This window comes from Streptomyces sp. NPDC005799, from assembly GCF_040630525.1.
GTDB lineage: Bacteria > Actinomycetota > Actinomycetes > Streptomycetales > Streptomycetaceae > Streptomyces > Streptomyces griseorubiginosus_B.
The window spans coordinates 24,376-39,802 of the sequence record NZ_JBEXXQ010000078.1 but is presented as its reverse complement, the minus strand read 5'-3'; the positions used below and the strand labels follow the sequence as shown (position 1 = coordinate 39,802).

18 protein-coding genes are annotated in these 15,427 nt (G+C 71.4%); 11 read left to right on the top strand and 7 right to left on the bottom strand.

From position 1 onward, the window contains the following. The first annotated feature begins 203 nt into the window (after positions 1–203). Positions 204–1,841, top strand: a complete 1,638-nt coding sequence (locus ABZ453_RS45805; protein WP_359025204.1) for a phospho-sugar mutase — start codon at positions 204–206, stop codon at positions 1,839–1,841. A 25-nt stretch (positions 1,842–1,866) separates the two neighbouring features. Here the strand turns inward: ABZ453_RS45805 and ABZ453_RS45800 are convergent, their stop codons facing one another. The 3 genes from ABZ453_RS45800 to ABZ453_RS45790 all read right to left on the bottom strand — a co-directional run bounded on the left by ABZ453_RS45800 (position 1,867) and on the right by ABZ453_RS45790 (position 3,265). Then, positions 1,867–2,187, bottom strand: a complete 321-nt coding sequence (locus ABZ453_RS45800; protein ID WP_359025202.1) for a hypothetical protein — start codon at positions 2,185–2,187, stop codon at positions 1,867–1,869. Positions 2,188–2,237: 50 nt separating this feature from the next. After that, entirely contained in the window at positions 2,238–2,510 is a 273-nt protein-coding gene (locus ABZ453_RS45795; protein WP_359025200.1) for a hypothetical protein, read from the bottom strand. An 83-nt stretch (positions 2,511–2,593) separates the two neighbouring features. Then, positions 2,594–3,265, bottom strand: coding sequence for a PH domain-containing protein (locus tag ABZ453_RS45790; RefSeq protein ID WP_359025198.1), 672 nt, complete (start codon positions 3,263–3,265; stop codon positions 2,594–2,596). A gap of 199 nt (positions 3,266–3,464) precedes the next feature. Here ABZ453_RS45790 and deoC point away from each other — a divergent pair, with 199 nt between their 5' ends. The 4 genes from deoC to ABZ453_RS45770 all read left to right on the top strand — a co-directional run bounded on the left by deoC (position 3,465) and on the right by ABZ453_RS45770 (position 7,090). Then, a complete protein-coding gene (deoC, locus tag ABZ453_RS45785; protein ID WP_359025212.1) occupies positions 3,465–4,427 on the top strand; it encodes a deoxyribose-phosphate aldolase in 963 nt (320 codons plus the stop codon). Between the two features lie 5 nt (positions 4,428–4,432). Further along, positions 4,433–5,869 carry an aldehyde dehydrogenase family protein gene (locus ABZ453_RS45780; RefSeq protein ID WP_359025195.1) on the top strand — a complete coding sequence of 479 codons (1,437 nt, stop codon included), beginning with the start codon at positions 4,433–4,435 and terminating at the stop codon, positions 5,867–5,869. Beyond that, complete coding sequence (locus ABZ453_RS45775; RefSeq protein ID WP_359025193.1) at positions 5,862–6,749, top strand: aldehyde dehydrogenase family protein; 888 nt, start codon at positions 5,862–5,864, stop codon at positions 6,747–6,749. The genes ABZ453_RS45780 and ABZ453_RS45775 overlap by 8 nt, the downstream gene beginning before the upstream one ends. 92 nt (positions 6,750–6,841) lie before the next feature. Next, entirely contained in the window at positions 6,842–7,090 is a 249-nt protein-coding gene (locus ABZ453_RS45770; protein ID WP_359025191.1) for a type II toxin-antitoxin system Phd/YefM family antitoxin, read from the top strand. A 115-nt stretch (positions 7,091–7,205) separates the two neighbouring features. Here the strand turns inward: ABZ453_RS45770 and ABZ453_RS45765 are convergent, their stop codons facing one another. After that, positions 7,206–7,613, bottom strand: coding sequence for a hypothetical protein (locus ABZ453_RS45765; protein WP_359025189.1), 408 nt, complete (start codon positions 7,611–7,613; stop codon positions 7,206–7,208). A 127-nt stretch (positions 7,614–7,740) separates the two neighbouring features. On the opposite strand from ABZ453_RS45765, the gene ABZ453_RS45760 reads away from it, so the two are divergent. Beyond that, positions 7,741–8,376, top strand: a complete 636-nt coding sequence (locus ABZ453_RS45760) for a uridine kinase (protein ID WP_359025187.1) — start codon at positions 7,741–7,743, stop codon at positions 8,374–8,376. Between the two features lie 192 nt (positions 8,377–8,568). Here ABZ453_RS45760 and ABZ453_RS45755 read toward each other — a convergent pair whose 3' ends face one another. Continuing rightward, positions 8,569–9,312 carry a SigE family RNA polymerase sigma factor gene (locus ABZ453_RS45755; RefSeq protein ID WP_133049976.1) on the bottom strand — a complete coding sequence of 248 codons (744 nt, stop codon included), beginning with the start codon at positions 9,310–9,312 and terminating at the stop codon, positions 8,569–8,571. Between the two features lie 255 nt (positions 9,313–9,567). Here ABZ453_RS45755 and afsQ1 point away from each other — a divergent pair, with 255 nt between their 5' ends. The 5 genes from afsQ1 (at position 9,568) to ABZ453_RS45730 (ending at position 13,603) form a co-directional block, all read left to right on the top strand. Next, entirely contained in the window at positions 9,568–10,245 is a 678-nt protein-coding gene (gene afsQ1, locus ABZ453_RS45750; protein ID WP_013001223.1) for a two-component system response regulator AfsQ1, read from the top strand. Further along, complete coding sequence (locus ABZ453_RS45745) at positions 10,242–11,804, top strand: HAMP domain-containing sensor histidine kinase (protein ID WP_359025185.1); 1,563 nt, start codon at positions 10,242–10,244, stop codon at positions 11,802–11,804. Before afsQ1 ends, ABZ453_RS45745 begins: the two co-directional genes overlap by 4 nt. Next, on the top strand, positions 11,801–12,406 hold the full coding sequence (locus ABZ453_RS45740) for a hypothetical protein (protein WP_359025183.1): 606 nt from the start codon (positions 11,801–11,803) through the stop codon (positions 12,404–12,406). Before ABZ453_RS45745 ends, ABZ453_RS45740 begins: the two co-directional genes overlap by 4 nt. 349 nt (positions 12,407–12,755) lie before the next feature. Continuing rightward, complete coding sequence (locus ABZ453_RS45735; protein ID WP_359025181.1) at positions 12,756–13,307, top strand: VanZ family protein; 552 nt, start codon at positions 12,756–12,758, stop codon at positions 13,305–13,307. Positions 13,308–13,399: 92 nt separating this feature from the next. Further along, positions 13,400–13,603: a PspC domain-containing protein gene (locus tag ABZ453_RS45730; RefSeq protein ID WP_133049972.1), complete on the top strand. Its 204-nt coding sequence runs from the start codon at positions 13,400–13,402 to the stop codon at positions 13,601–13,603. Positions 13,604–13,678: 75 nt separating this feature from the next. Here ABZ453_RS45730 and ABZ453_RS45725 read toward each other — a convergent pair whose 3' ends face one another. Together ABZ453_RS45725 and ABZ453_RS45720 are read right to left on the bottom strand one after the other, a co-directional pair. Further along, the gene (locus ABZ453_RS45725) at positions 13,679–14,038 is read right to left on the bottom strand and encodes an ATP-binding protein (protein ID WP_359025179.1); all 360 of its coding nucleotides are present in this window, start codon (positions 14,036–14,038) and stop codon (positions 13,679–13,681) included. Between the two features lie 140 nt (positions 14,039–14,178). Beyond that, positions 14,179–15,336 (bottom strand): adenosine deaminase, encoded by a 1,158-nt coding sequence (locus ABZ453_RS45720; RefSeq protein WP_359025177.1) that lies wholly within the window; start codon positions 15,334–15,336, stop codon positions 14,179–14,181. Positions 15,337–15,427 lie beyond the last annotated feature (91 nt).

Here is a 15,427-nt window from a genome sequence, read left to right as displayed (position 1 = left end):
GAAGGGGACGGGGCGGGGGGTGTCCGCCCGCAGTGTCGGGCGTCAAGAAACAGCACCGCAAGACCCACAGCACCGCCCGACCGAGGACGGACACCCCCCGCCCCGGCCCCGACCCACAATCGAACCGTAGGCGCTACGCCCGCCCCCACCGACCCCGCACAGGCGCCGCAGGCATCCGCACCACACGAGACCGGAGACCGACCGTGCACGACGACCTCATCGCACAGGCCCAGACCTGGCTCGCCGAGGACCCCGACCCGGACACCCGCGACGAACTGGCCAAGCTCCTGGAGGCCGGCGACCTCACCGACCTCGCCGACCGCTTCGACGGCACCCTCCAGTTCGGCACCGCGGGCCTCCGCGGCGAACTCGGCGCCGGCCCCAACCGGATGAACCGCGCGGTCGTCATCCGCGCGGCCGCCGGCCTCGCCGCGTACCTCAGGAAGCACGGCCACACCGACGGCCTGGTCGTCATCGGCTACGACGCCCGCCACAAGTCCGCCGACTTCGCCCGCGACACCGCCGCCGTCATGACCGGCGCCGGCCTCAGAGCGGCCGTCCTCCCCCGCCCCCTCCCCACCCCCGTCCTGGCCTTCGCCATAAGGCACCTGGGCGCGGCCGCCGGCGTAGAGGTCACCGCCAGCCACAACCCGCCCCGCGACAACGGCTACAAGGTCTACCTCGGCGACGGCTCCCAGATCGTCCCGCCCGCGGACGCGGAGATCGCGGCGGAGATCCAGGCGATCACGTCCCTCAAGGACGTCAACCGCCCCGAGACCGGCTGGGAGACCCTCGACGACACGGTCCTGTCGGCCTACCTCGCCCGCACGGACGCCGTCCTGTCCCCCACCGCCCCTCGCACCGCCCGCACGGTCTACACGGCGATGCACGGCGTCGGCAAGGACACCCTCCTCGCCGCCTTCGCGAGGGCCGGCTTCCCCGAACCAGCCCTCGTCGCCGAGCAGGCCGACCCCGACCCCGACTTCCCGACCGTCGCCTTCCCCAACCCGGAAGAGCCCGGCGCCATGGACCTGGCCTTCGCGAAGGCCCGCGAAACGATCCCGACCCCTGACCTGGTCATCGCCAACGACCCCGACGCGGACCGCTGCGCGGTTGCGGTGAAAACCGGCACGGACTGGCGCATGCTCCGGGGCGACGAGGTCGGCGCCCTGCTCGCCGCCCACCTGGTCCGCCGCGGAGCACAAGGCACCTTCGCCGAGTCGATCGTCTCCTCGTCCCTCCTGGGCCGCATCGCCGAGAAGGCGAACCTCCCGTACGAGGAGACCCTGACCGGCTTCAAGTGGATCGCCCGCGTGGAGGGCCTGCGCTACGGCTATGAGGAGGCCCTCGGCTACTGCGTGGACCCGGACGGCGTACGGGACAAGGACGGCATCACGGCGGCCCTCCTGATCACGGAACTGGCCTCGGTCCTCAAGGAGCAGAACCGCACCCTCCTCGACCTCCTCGACGACCTCGCCGTGGAGCACGGTCTGCACGCGACCGACCAGCTCAGCGTCCGCGTCCAGGACCTCTCCATCATCGCGGACGCGATGCGCCGCCTGCGCGAACAGCCGCCCACCGAACTCGCGGGCCTGCCCGTCACCAGGGCGGAGGACCTCACTCGAGGCACCGACACACTGCCCCCCACCGACGGCCTCCGCTACACCCTCACCGGCGCCCGCGTGATCGTCCGCCCGAGCGGCACGGAACCGAAGCTGAAGTGCTACCTCGAGGTGGTGATCCCCGTGCAGAACCACGCGGATCTCCCGGGGGCCCGCGCCAGGGCGACGGAACTCCTGACGTCGATCAAACGAGACCTCTCGACGGCGGCCGGCATCTGACGAAGCGAACCGTTTCCGGGGTTCATCACGAGGCCGGGGTCTGGATCGGGGTCGGGGTCGATGTCCGCTCCCGAACCAGATAACTGAACCCCGTGTCCGGTCCCACGCACGACTGGAGCGTGAGATCGCCCCAGTAGAGCCCGGCGGCCGGGGCGCCACGCCCCGGCGTGACGTAGTGGGCGTACACCTCGTACGTCCACGTGCGGCGCGGGGAGCCGATGGTGACCCTGGTGCCGACGGGCAGCGTGGCGAACCGGTCGAAGCCGCAGTAGTCGTGCCCGACGATCACCGCGGTCCGCATCTCGTAACCGCCCTCGGTACCGATGGCGGGCCCCGCCCACTGCACGGCGTCCCGGCAGGCGTTCTCGCCGCGCCTCCCGCCCGTCCGTCGGCCGGTCAGCGGTGTTGCGGGGTGTCGCCGTCGAAGGTGAGCAGGCCCCTGCGGCGCATGTGGAGCACGAGGGCCGAGCCGGTGGACAACAGGGCGAGGGAGCCCAGGCCGATGGCGCCGACCTGGGTGCCGGTCGCCGCAATGGACCCACCGCCACCGCCACCGGCACCGCCGCCCGAGCCGGAGCCGGAGCCGGAAGAGCCGCCGGTGTCCGAACCGCCCCCGGCGCCCCCGGTGTCCGTGCCCCCGGTTTCCGAGGCGGAGGACAACGTTGCCAAAAGGGGCGAACGGAGCCGCCCCGGCCGTCGGGGCCTCCGGCACCTCCGCCCCCGCACTCACCGAGCCGGACGCCCGGCCCGCCTTACCCCACCGCCAGCAGAATGGCCAGCAGCAGCGCCCCGGCCAGCGCCGGCCCGGCGACCTCGTAGGCCCAGCGGACCGTGACCTCGCCCTGCGCGCTCTCCGCCTCGCCCTTGGTCTCCAGCAGTTCGCGCAGGTCATCCATGATCTTGTCGGTCTCGGCGCGCGCGGGACCCTCCGGTGCGGCGGTGCCGCGCGGGTAGCCGCCACCGCCCAGCGCGCCCGTGCCGCCGAAGCCGCCGAAGCCGCCCCGCCGGGGTCGTCCGCTCGCCTCCGCGGAGCGGTCGGCCGTCGACCTGGCCTCCTGACGGGCCGCCCGCTTGCGGGCTCGCAGGGAGACGGGGACGGCCCACAGCTGGTACTTGGTGCCGGACTTGGCGACGACCTCGTTCGAGTAGCCGGACCGCAGCGCGGCGGCCTCGCCCCAGGGAACGACGATCACCCGGAAGGGGTTGCGGATGCGCAGTCGTTCCTCGTTGGCGTGGACGGCGGGGCGGAGGGTGAAGGCGACGACCAACGGCACGACGAGGATCATGGTGGCCAGCGCGAGCCAGGGGGTGCGGCCGTGGCCGGCGACGACGGCGTCGATGCCGAGCCAGGCGGCGATGGCCAGCAGCAGGACACCACCGGCGATGCCGGCGGAGGATCGGTAGATCCGGTCGGGGATCGTCATGCTGCGATTGTGCCTCAGCCTCACAACGAGCCGTTCCTCGGCTTCACCACGAGCCGCTCCTCCGCTTCACCACGAGCCGCTCCTCCGCTTCACCACGAGCCGCTCCTCCGCTTCACCCAGATCCGCCCTTCAGCCTCACCCAGAGCGATTCCTGGGGCTGTACAGCCGCTACGCGCGTAGATATGCTCGTCTGGTGACCATGCCCACCAATGCACCTACCGCAGTCCACGCACTGTCGGACGTCACCGCGTCCGGCGCCACGCTGCGCCGCTTCCTGCACGGGCTGCCGGGCGTCGACGCGGTCGGCCTGGAGGCGCGGGCCGCCTCGCTCGGGACCCGTTCCATCAAGACGACCGCGAAGGCGTACGCCATCGACCTCGCCATCTCGATGGTCGACCTGACGACGCTGGAAGGCGCGGACACCCCGGGCAAGGTCCGGGCGCTCGGCGCCAAGGCGGTCCGCCCCGACCCGACGGACCGCACGACCCCCTCGACCGCGGCCGTCTGCGTCTATCCCGACATGGTGCCCGCCGCGAAGGCGGCCGTCGCCGGCTCCTCCGTGAAGGTCGCCTCCGTCGCCACCGCCTTCCCGGCCGGCCGCGCGCCGCTTTCCGTGAAGCTGGCCGACGTGCGCGAGGCGGTCGCCGCGGGCGCCGACGAGATCGACATGGTCATCGACCGCGGGGCCTTCCTCGCGGGCGACTACCTCAAGGTGTACGACGAGATCACGGCCGTGAAGGAGACCTGCGGGTCCGAGGCCCGGCTCAAGGTCATCTTCGAGACCGGCGAGCTGTCGACGTACGACAACATCCGGCGCGCGAGCTGGCTCGGCATGCTGGCCGGCGCCGACTTCATCAAGACGTCCACCGGCAAGGTGGCGGTGAACGCGACCCCGGCGAACACCCTGCTGATGTTGGAGGCCGTGCGCGACTTCCGTGCGCAGACCGGCGTCCAGGTCGGCGTGAAGCCGGCCGGCGGCATCCGCACCTCCAAGGACGCCATCAAGTTCCTCGTGCTGGTCAACGAGACCGCCGGCGAGGACTGGCTGGACAACCACTGGTTCCGCTTCGGCGCCTCCTCGCTCCTGAACGATCTGCTGATGCAGCGTCAGAAGCTGGCCACCGGCCGCTACTCCGGCCCCGACTACGTGACGGTGGACTGATCACCATGGCATCCGCATTCGAGTACGCGCCGGCACCCGAGTCCCGCGCGATCGTCGACATCGCACCCTCCTACGGTCTGTTCATCGACGGCGAGTTCGTGGAGGCGGCCGACGGCAAGGTCTTCAAGACGGTCTCCCCCAGCACCGAGGAGGTGCTGTCGGAGGTCGCGCAGGCCGGCGCCGAGGACGTCGACCGTGCCGTGCGGGCCGCCCGCAAGGCCTTCGAGAAGTGGTCGGCGCTGCCCGGCGCCGAGCGCGCCAAGTACCTGTTCCGGATCGCGCGGATCATCCAGGAGCGGTCGCGCGAGCTCGCCGTCCTCGAAACCCTCGACAACGGCAAGCCGATCAAGGAGACCCGCGACGCGGACCTCCCCCTGGTCGCCGCGCACTTCTTCTACTACGCGGGCTGGGCCGACAAGCTCGACCACGCCGGGTTCGGTCCCTCGCCCAAGCCGCTGGGCGTCGCAGGCCAGGTCATCCCCTGGAACTTCCCGCTGCTGATGCTGGCGTGGAAGATCGCCCCGGCGCTCGCCACCGGCAACACCGTGGTCCTCAAGCCCGCCGAGACGACCCCGCTGTCCGCCCTGTTCTTCGCGGACATCTGCCGCCAGGCCGGTCTGCCCAAGGGTGTCGTCAACATCCTTCCCGGTTACGGCGACACGGGCGCCGCGCTCGTGGCGCACCCGGACGTGAACAAGGTGGCCTTCACCGGCTCCACGGCCGTCGGCAAGGAGATCGCGCGGACGGTCGCGGGCACCCGCAAGAAGCTCACCCTCGAACTGGGCGGCAAGGGCGCCAACATCGTCTTCGACGACGCCCCGATCGACCAGGCGGTGGAGGGGATCGTCAGCGGGATCTTCTTCAACCAGGGCCAGGTGTGCTGCGCCGGCAGCCGGCTGCTGGTCCAGGAGTCGATCGAGGTGGAGCTGCTGGAGTCCCTGAAGCGCAGGCTCTCCACGCTCCGGCTCGGCGATCCACTGGACAAGAACACGGACATCGGCGCGATCAACTCCGAGGAGCAGCTCTCCCGTATCACCCGGCTCGTGGAGCAGGGCGAGGCGGAGGGCGCCGAACGCTGGTCGCCGGCCTGCGAACTGCCCTCCTCCGGTTACTGGTTCGCCCCGACGCTCTTCACGAACGTCACCCAGGCGCACACCGTCGCCCGCGACGAGATCTTCGGCCCGGTCCTGTCCGTCCTCACCTTCCGCACGCCGGACGAGGCGGTGGCCAAGGCGAACAACACGCCGTACGGCCTGTCCGCGGGCATCTGGACGGAGAAGGGCTCGCGCATCCTGGCGGTCGCGAACAAGCTCCGGGCCGGCGTCGTCTGGTCCAACACGTTCAACAAGTTCGACCCGACCTCGCCGTTCGGCGGTTACAAGGAGTCGGGCTTCGGCCGCGAGGGCGGCCGCCACGGCCTGGAGGCATACCTCGATGTCTGATCGCCTGTCTGTCTTCAAGACCTACAAGCTGTACGTGGGCGGGAAGTTCCCGCGTTCCGAGAGCGGCCGGGTGTACGAGGTGAGCGACTCCAAGGGCAACTGGCTGGCGAACGCGCCCCTTTCGTCCCGCAAGGACGCCCGTGACGCGGTGGTGGCGGCCCGCAAGGCGTTCGGAGCCTGGTCCGGAGCCACCGCCTACAACCGTGGACAGGTCCTCTACCGGGTCGCGGAGATGCTGGAGGGCCGCAAGGCGCAGTTCGTCCACGAGGTGGCGGACGCGGAGGGACTGTCGAAGTCCAGGGCGGCCGAGCAGGTCGAGGCGGCGATCGACCGCTGGGTCTGGTACGCGGGCTGGACGGACAAGATCGCGCAGGTGGTGGGCGGCGGAAACCCGGTCGCGGGCCCGTACTTCAACCTCTCCTCGCCCGAACCGACGGGTGTGGTGGCCGTACTGGCCCCGCAGGAGTCGTCCTTCCTCGGCCTGGTCTCCGTGGTGGCGCCGGTGATCGCGACGGGCAACACGGCGGTGGTGGCGGCGAGCGAGAAGTCCCCGCTCCCGGCCCTGTCCCTCGCCGAGGTCCTGGCCACGTCGGACGTCCCCGGCGGTGTGGTCAACATCCTGTCCGGCCGTACGGCGGAGATCGCGACGCCGCTGGCGGCCCACCAGGACGTCAACGCGATCGATCTTGCGGGTGCGGACGAGGTCCTGGCGAAGGAACTGGAGATCGCGGCGGCGGACAACCTGAAGCGGGTTCTTCGTCCACAGCCTGTGGACAACTGGCTCGCCGCGCCCGGCACCGACCGCCTGACGGCGTTCCTGGAAACGAAGACGGTCTGGCACCCCACGGGCTCCCTGGGCGCGTCGGGCTCGTCCTACTGACCGGCCACGAACCGAGCCGCGCCTCCCCTCCGTCCGGGGGAGGCGCGGCTCTTCACCACGCACGCCGCTTCCAAGAGCGCCACGATGTGCGCATGCTCCAGATGTCCGTCAGCGACGCCCGTTCCCGACTCGGCGACCTGATCCGCCGAGCCGCCCACAACCACGAGACCATCGCCCTCACCGACGACGGGCAGGTGGCCGCCCTCCTCGTGTCGCCGCAGGTGCTCGAAGACCTCGAGGACGCCCTCGTGGTCGCCGACTACCAGCGACGCGGGGCGGAAGGGACACTCGAGCCGGGCATCCCGCATGAGGAGGTCCGCCGGATGCTGGGGCTGACGTAAGCGACCCACGAGATCGTCCGGCCGTGCCGAGACCTTCCGGCCGCACCGTCTGACCCACCGAAACCAAGAGCCGCGCCCCCGTCCACCCGGGGAAGCGCGGCTCTTCCGGTGGGGGTCAGTGGTTCAGGAGGGTGGTGGCCTGGCCGAGGACCGGGATGCTGCCGATCGACTGGGCCTCGGCGATCGGTCCGGTCAGGGCCTGGGAGGCGAGGGGCTGGAAGTCGGCGAGCTGGGTGGCAACGCCGTTGTCGAGGGGGTCGACGCCGGTGCCCGCGAGGGGGTTGGGCTTGAGGCCGGCGACCGGACCGGTGACGTAGCCGACCACGCCGGTGACGGCCTGGAGACCGGCCTGGGGGTCGACGCGGCCGAGCGACGTGGGCCGGGTGTGCACCACCTCGTTCACCACCGGCGCGGTGTCCGCGGAGGCCGTCGCGGCACCCGCGCCGAGCGCCACCCCTGCCGTGGCGAGGGCGACGAGGGCGCGCTGGGCGGTCGGGGTCGGGGAGGACGTGTGTCGGGCCATCGCGGGTGCCACCTTCTGGTGCGCGGGGTGATCAGGTCGACACGAAGGGTAGTTGAGGTGTGACGCACGCTCCAAAGCCGACCCGCGGGGTCGATCAGGCGTACGGAATACGTCAAACTGGTGTCCCGTGAGCATCCATCTCCCCTCCCCCGCCCGCGTCGTGCTGCTGTGCGGCCCCTCGGGCTCGGGCAAGTCCCTGGTCGCCGCCCGCTCCGGCCTCCCCGTGCTGCGCCTCGACGACTTCTACAAGGAGGGCGACGACCCGACACTGCCGCTGGTGGCGGGAAGCTCCGACATCGACTGGGACCACCCGGGCTCCTGGGACACGGACGTCGCGGTCGCGGCGATCGAGGAACTGTGCCGCACGGGCCGTACGAAGATCCCCGTCTACGACATCTCCCTCTCGGCCCGCACCGGCGAGGAGACCGTGGACGTCGGCCGCACGCCCCTCTTCATCGCCGAGGGCATCTTCGCCGCCGAGATCGTCGACCGCTGCCGGGAGTTGGGCCTGCTGGCCGACGCGCTGTGCCTGAACCGCGGCCCGGTGCGCACGTTCCGCCGCCGCTTCCTGCGCGACCTCAAGGAGGGGCGCAAGTCGGTGCCCTTCCTCCTGCGCCGCGGCTGGCGCCTGATGCGCCAGGAACGCACGATCATCGCGCGCCAGACCTCCCTCGGCGCCCATCCCTGCGACAAGGACGAGGCCCTCGGCCGCCTGGCCGCGGCCGCGGTGGGCCGTCGCCCGGCGGCGACCCCGACCCCCTGAGCCGAACACCGGTGAGCGCACGCGAAAGCGGGACTGGACGGACCCCCCGGCCCTCCAGCCCCGCTCTCCCCCGTTCCCCCGTGGTGGTGCTTCCCCCGTGGGTCCAACCCCCGTTGGTCCCCCGTGACCCCCGTTTCCCCCGTGGGTCCCCCCCCGGTTACCGCTCCCCCGTGACTTGCTTCCCCCCGGCCCTCAGGCGACGAGCTCCCCGAAGGCGTTCTCCTCGTCACGGCCGAAGCTGAGGACCTCGTCCTCGCGCAGCCGGCGAAGCGACCGCCAGATGCTCGACTTCACCGTGCCGACACTGATGTCGAGTATCTCCGCGATCTCCGGGTCGGTGCGGCCCTCGTAGTAGCGCAGGACCAGCATCGTCCGCTGGAGTTCGGGCAGCCGGGCCAGCGCCTGCCACAGGACCGCGCGCAGTTCGGTGCCGCGCATCGCGTCCGTGTCGCCGGGCGTCTCCGGCAGTTCCTCGGTCGGGTACTCGTTCAGCTTGCGGCGGCGCCACGCGCTGATGTGCAGGTTCGTCATGGTGCGGCGGAGGTAGCCCCCGACCGCGGCCTTGTCGCTGATCCGGTCCCACGCCCGGTAGGTCGAGAACAGCGCGCTCTGCAGCAGGTCCTCGGCCTCGAAGCGGTCACCGGTCAGGTGATAGGCGGTGGCGTACAGGGAAGCGCGGCGCTCCTGGACGTAGGCGGTGAACTCCGCCTCCGACAGCGAACGACGCTCCCCCGTGTCCTCCCCGTACGCGCTTCCCCCGTGCGGTTCCCCCGTGTAACCGTCAACCACCGTCATGTACGCGGTGTGCTGACGCCCGGCGCCGCGAGCGCACCCCCGCCCGCTCACGGCGCCGGACTCCTTCGAACCCCGGCCCCCGTTCACGTCGTGCAGGCGCGTGATCACTGCGCTATTGCTGGTGCTGTGCAGCGTGTTCATCTCGCGCCCCCCGTCGTGGACTTCCGGTGTTCTGCTTGCTCAGGCGGTGAATCTCTGCGGTGCTTCCTTGCCTGTGCCGAAAAGCTTGCCCTCGCACCTTCATGGCCGTGTCCGCCGACTGTCACAGACCTGTCACAGGGGTCGGTCGCAGCGGACGCACAGTCCGGTCACAGAGAAGAGCGGTACGGGCACACAGCCGTACAGGTGCGTATCAGGAGTCGAAACACCACCCCGCCATGGGCCAGAATGACCCCCGTGCCTTCCCTGTTGCTGATCGAGGACGACGACGCCATCCGCACGGCCCTGGAGCTCTCACTGACGCGCCAGGGACACCGTGTGGCCACCGCTGCCACCGGTGAGGACGGCCTGAAGCTGCTGCGCGAGCAGCGGCCGGACCTGATCGTGCTGGACGTGATGCTGCCCGGCATCGACGGGTTCGAGGTGTGCCGGCGCATCCGGCGCACGGACCAGTTGCCGATCATTCTGCTGACCGCGCGCAGCGACGACATCGACGTGGTCGTCGGGCTGGAGTCCGGCGCCGACGACTATGTCGTCAAACCCGTGCAGGGACGGGTGCTCGACGCCCGGATCCGGGCCGTGCTGCGGCGCGGCGAGCGGGAGGCGAACGACGCGGCGACCTTCGGCAGCCTCGTCATCGACCGCGCGGCCATGACCGTGACGAAGAACGGCGAGGACCTGCAGCTCACGCCGACCGAGTTGCGGCTGCTGCTGGAGCTCAGCAGGCGGCCCGGTCAGGCGCTCTCCCGCCAGCAGTTGTTGCGGCTGGTGTGGGAGCACGACTACCTCGGCGACTCCCGGCTGGTGGACGCGTGTGTCCAGCGGCTGCGCGCCAAGGTCGAGGACGTCCCCTCGTCCCCGACGCTGATCCGTACCGTGCGGGGCGTGGGCTACCGGCTGGACACGCCTCAGTGACATCAGCGCAAGGGGGGGTTCGCGGCTGGGCCGCGACTCGTAAGGGACATCTGTCACGACTGCGGTTCACCAGCCTGCGGCTGAGGCTGGTCGTCGTGTTCGGGCTGGTCGCGCTCACCGCCGCCGTCTCCGCGTCCGGCATCGCGTACTGGCTCAACCGCGAGGCCGTGCTCACCCGTACCCAGGACGCCGTGCTCGGCGACTTCCGGCAGGCGATGCAGACCCGGGCCGGCACCCTGCCCCCGCACCCCACGCAGGACGAACTGCAGCACACCGCCGGCCAGATGGCGAACAGCAGTCAGCGCTTCAGCGTGCTGCTCGTCGCCCAGGACTCCGACGGCCGCACGGTGTACGGCAGTTCGGGTGCCCTGGACGGCTTCTCGCTGCAGGACGTGCCCGCGTCGCTGCGCGCGGCGGTGAACAAGCGGCAGCAGGTCGACTCCGACAACAAGTACGCGTACCACCTGTACTGGCAGCGGGTCGTCGACCACGGCACGCCCTATCTGGTGGCCGGCACCCGGATGATCGACGGCGGGCCGACCGGCTACATGCTGAAGTCGCTGGAGCCGGAGGCCAAGGACCTCAACTCGCTCGCCTGGTCGCTGGGCATCGCCACCGGTCTCGCGCTGGTCGGCTCCGCGCTGCTCGCGCAGGCCGCCGCCTCGACGGTGCTCAAGCCCGTGCAGCGGCTGGGGGTCGCCGCGCGCCGGCTCGGCGAGGGCAGGCTGGACACCCGGCTGAGGGTGTCCGGGACCGATGAACTCGCCGATCTGTCACGGACGTTCAACGACGCGGCCGAGGCGCTGGAGAAGCGGGTGGACGACATGGCCGCGCGGGACGAGGCGTCCCGGCGGTTCGTCGCCGACATGAGTCACGAGCTGCGTACTCCGCTCACCGCGATCACCGCGGTGACGGAGATCCTGGAGGAGGAGCTGGAGGCGGAGTCCGGGTCGGTCGATCCGATGATCGAGCCGGCCGTGCGGCTCGTCGTCAGCGAGACCCGGCGGCTCAACGACCTCGTCGAGAACCTCATGGAGGTCACCCGCTTCGACGCGGGTACGGCCCGGCTGGTGCTGGACGACGTGGACGTGGCCGACCAGATCACCGCGTGCATCGACGCCCGCGCCTGGCTGGACGCGGTCGACCTGGACGCCGAGCGCGGCATCCACGCCCGGCTCGACCCGCGCCGACTGGACGTCATCCTCGCCAACCTGATCGGCAACGCCCTCAAGCACGGCGGCTCCCCGGTGCGGGTGTCGGTGCGGACCATGGACGACCACGTGGTGATCGCCGTACGGGACCACGGGCCCGGCATCCCCGAGGACGTCCTGCCGCACGTCTTCGACCGGTTCTACAAGGCGAGCGCCTCGCGGCCCCGCTCCGACGGCAGCGGCCTCGGTCTGTCCATCGCGCTGGAGAACGCGCACATCCACGGCGGCGAGATCACCGCCGCCAACTCGCCCGACGGCGGCGCGGTGTTCACGCTGCGGCTGCCGCGCGACGCCTCGGCGCTGGCGCAGGAAGCGGCCGAGGGCGACGTGAAGAAGGGGGAGGCGTGAGGAACGTACGCCGGCTGACGGCGCTGTCCCTGCTGGGTGTGGTGCTCACCGGGTGCGGCATCCGCTCCACCCAGGTGCCCACCGACTTCGGCGCGGCGCCCTCGCGGGTGCTGTGCTCGCTGGCCGGGCCGGACGTCACCGCGCAGGCCTCGCGCGGGCTGCCCGTGCAGGTGTTCCTGCTGTGCGGCTCCTCGCTGGTGGCCGTCGACCGGGCGGTACGCGTCCCGGACGGCACGGCGGACTCGCGGCGGCGGGTGCTGGTGGCGCAGGGGCTGCTCGACCAGCTCGCGGCGACGCCGTCGCCGGCCGAGAAGGAGGCCGGGTACACGACGGACGTACGGGGCGGCATGACCGTCGGCGGGCCGCGCCCCGGCGATCCCGACGACGCCCTGCGGCTGAGCACCGAGCCCGGCGACCTGACCTCCTACGCGCTGGCGCAGCTGGTGTGCACGTTCTCCGACTCGGCCGCCGCCGAGGGCGACGGCTCGGTCATCCTGGGCGGTCCCGGCAAGCAGCCGCCGCGCCGCTACGCCTGTACCGGCGACCTCCGCTCCCGGCCGGGCAGCGAGACACCACCGTCCAGCGAGGTCACGGGCGGCTGAGGCCCGGCCAGGGCCTGTTGCGAAAGTCCCGCCGTCCGCCCGGAGGGCGGGCCCTGCGGCGTCGTGGGGGTCCCCCGCGCGAGGTTGTTCCAGCGCGGGAGAGCGTGCTCTCGGCGTGCCGGGTACAGGCCCTCGTACTGGACGTACTCGGGGTTGCGCCCGGTGCGGCGAGTGGGGGTGCCCCCTCTGGGGGAGCGTGCCGGGCGTCGCGGGGCACGCGGGACTCTCGCAACAGGCCCTGCCCCCCGCGCGGGTGAACCGGGTCTGGAATGCGGATGTGGCGCAGGCCTCGTGCAGGTACGTCGGCGGACCCGGAACCGATCGTGCCGGGCGCCGCGTCTTGGGTGGCGTGCAGCGTCAAGGCTCCATCGGCGGCAGCGCCGCGATCCGCATCCGTGTGACGGGAGGTGTCCTCCTCGTCGCACACCTCGCGCTCGTCGCCTGGCTCACGCTGCGTCCGCTGGACGTGCCCTGGGTGCAGCCGCCCAACCTGCGCCCGCTGGCCGGTATCCGGGCCGACCTGACGCTGGGGTGGCCGGAGGCGGCCCACCGCATCGCCGAGGGCGTCGCCCTGCTCGCTCCGCTCGGGGTCCTGCTGCCGATGACCCACGGCAGGCTCGGCGCCTCCCCGCTCGCCTCCCTGGTCCGTACGGTGGCCGCGGGCGCCCTGGTCTCGCTGGGCATCCTGATCCTGCAGACGGGCGTGCCGGGCCGGGTCCCGGACATCGACTCGCTGCTGCTCAACACCGTGGGGGTGGCCCTCGCCCACCTCGCCGTCGTCCCCGCCACCCGCGCCCGGCTCCGTCGCAGGTCCGAGCGGCGGGAGCGGGCGGCCCTCCGTCAGGAGGAAGCGGCTCAGGGTCCGACCCCGACGTTTCCCAGGGTCGGGATGGCTCCGTAGTGTGACGTTTTGCGAGCTTCGGGTACGTAGCGTTGAAGGCAGTCGGGGAGGCCGCACGGGCCCTCTGAACGACGCTCACGAAGGAGCCGCACATGTCCGCCCTCGTCCGCCCCACCAACGGCCGCATGATCGGCGGAGTGTGCGCCGGTCTGGCCCGTCGCTTCGGCACCTCCGCGACCACGATGCGGGTGATCTTCCTGCTGTCGTGTCTGCTGCCGGGCCCGCAGTTCCTGCTCTACATAGCGCTGTGGATCCTGCTGCCCTCGGAGGGGAAGGCGGCCCGCACCGCCTGGTAGTCCCGGACCACGTACGCCGACGGCGCGCACCCCGTGTCCAGGAGGTGCGCCCCGTCGGCGTGTTCGGGGGCCGGTTCAGCCGAGCGGGATGCCGTTCACCGGGAGGCCGTGCGTGGGCAGGCCGGTCTTGCCCACGGGAAGCCCGCCGAGCAGTCCGGCGACGGGCGCGGTCGGCCGGTCCGCCAGCACCCGCTGCACGGCCGGCTGCGCGGCGGCCAGACCCGTGGCGAGCGCGGGCTGCGCCTGGCTCACCGCCTCACCGGCACCCGGCAGCGCCTTGGAGACGTTCTCCGCCGGGAGCGTCTTGGTGACGGTGTCCAGCGCCCCGGAGGTGCCCGGGAGCGCGGGGGCGGCGTTCGCGGCGCCGGCACCGACGGCGGCGATGGCGGCACCGAGAGCGGCGACACCGAGGGTCTTGGCAGCAGACTGCTTCATGAAATGCGTCCTCGAAATGGGATGACGGGGAATGCGAGCGGTCCATGACCGTAAGCATGCCGACCCACCCGCCGCAAACATCGAAATGCGGACAGGTTGTGAACACCCGCCCGCATTCCCTGCAACCCGCTGTCCCCCGATCAGCCCTCGAAGTCCGCAGAACCGCTGGTGGAAGCCGTTTGCTGGAACAGCCATTCGGACTTGAGCTCGGCATATCCGGGCTTGACGACGTCATTGATCATCGCCAGTCGTTCATCGAAAGGAATGAACGCTGATTTCATCGCATTGACGGAGAACCACTGCATGTCGTCGAGCGTGTAACCGAATGCCTCGACAAGATGCTCGAATTCCCGGCTCATGCTGGTGTTGGACATCAGCCTGTTGTCCGTGTTCACGGTCGCCCGGAAGTGCAGACGCCTCAGCAGCCCGATCGGGTGCTCGGCGTAGGAGGCGGCGGCGCCGGTCTGGAGGTTGGAGCTGGGGCACATCTCGAGCGGGATGCGCTTGTCCCGTACGTAGGACGCGAGCCGGCCGAGCTTCACCGTGCCGTCGGCGTGCACCTGGATGTCGTCGATGATGCGTACCCCGTGCCCGAGCCGGTCGGCGCCGCACCACTGCAGGGCCTGCCAGATGGACGGCAGCCCGAAGGCCTCACCGGCGTGGATGGTGAAGTGGTTGTTCTCGCGCTTGAGGTACTCGAAGGCGTCGAGGTGCCGGGTGGGCGGGTAACCGGCCTCCGCGCCCGCGATGTCGAAGCCGACGACACCGAGATCCCGGTAGCGGTTGGCGAGTTCGGCGATCTCCAGGGCGCGGGCGGCGTGCCGCATGGCGGTGAGCAGGGCGCCGACGCGGATACGCCGGCCGTTCGCCCGGGCGATCCGCTCCCCTTCCCGGAAGCCCTCGTTGACGGCCTCGACGACCTCTTCGAGGCTGAGCCCGCCTTCGAGGTGCTGTTCGGGCGCGTAGCGCACCTCCGCGTAGACGACTCCGTCCTCGGCGAGGTCCTCGGCGCACTCGCGGGCCACCCGGATCAGGGCGTCTCGGGTCTGCATCACACCGACGGTGTGGGAGAAGGTCTCCAGGTACCGCTCCAGGGACCCGGAGTCGGCGGCCTCGCGAAACCAGACGCCGAGCCGGCCGGGGTCGGTCTCCGGGAGACGCGAGTAGCCCGTGTCGCGGGCGAGTTCGACGATCGTCCCCGGGCGGAGACCGCCGTCGAGGTGGTCGTGCAGCAGAACCTTCGGCGCCCGGCGGATCTGGTCCGGCGTCGGGGTGTTCGAGATGGTCTGGCTCGTCATTTCCGCACTGTACCTCCTACGCGCGTAGACCGCGCGGTGTACAGCTGCGTCGATACGTAACGGTGACCGCAAGGACGGGTCGCGTACACCC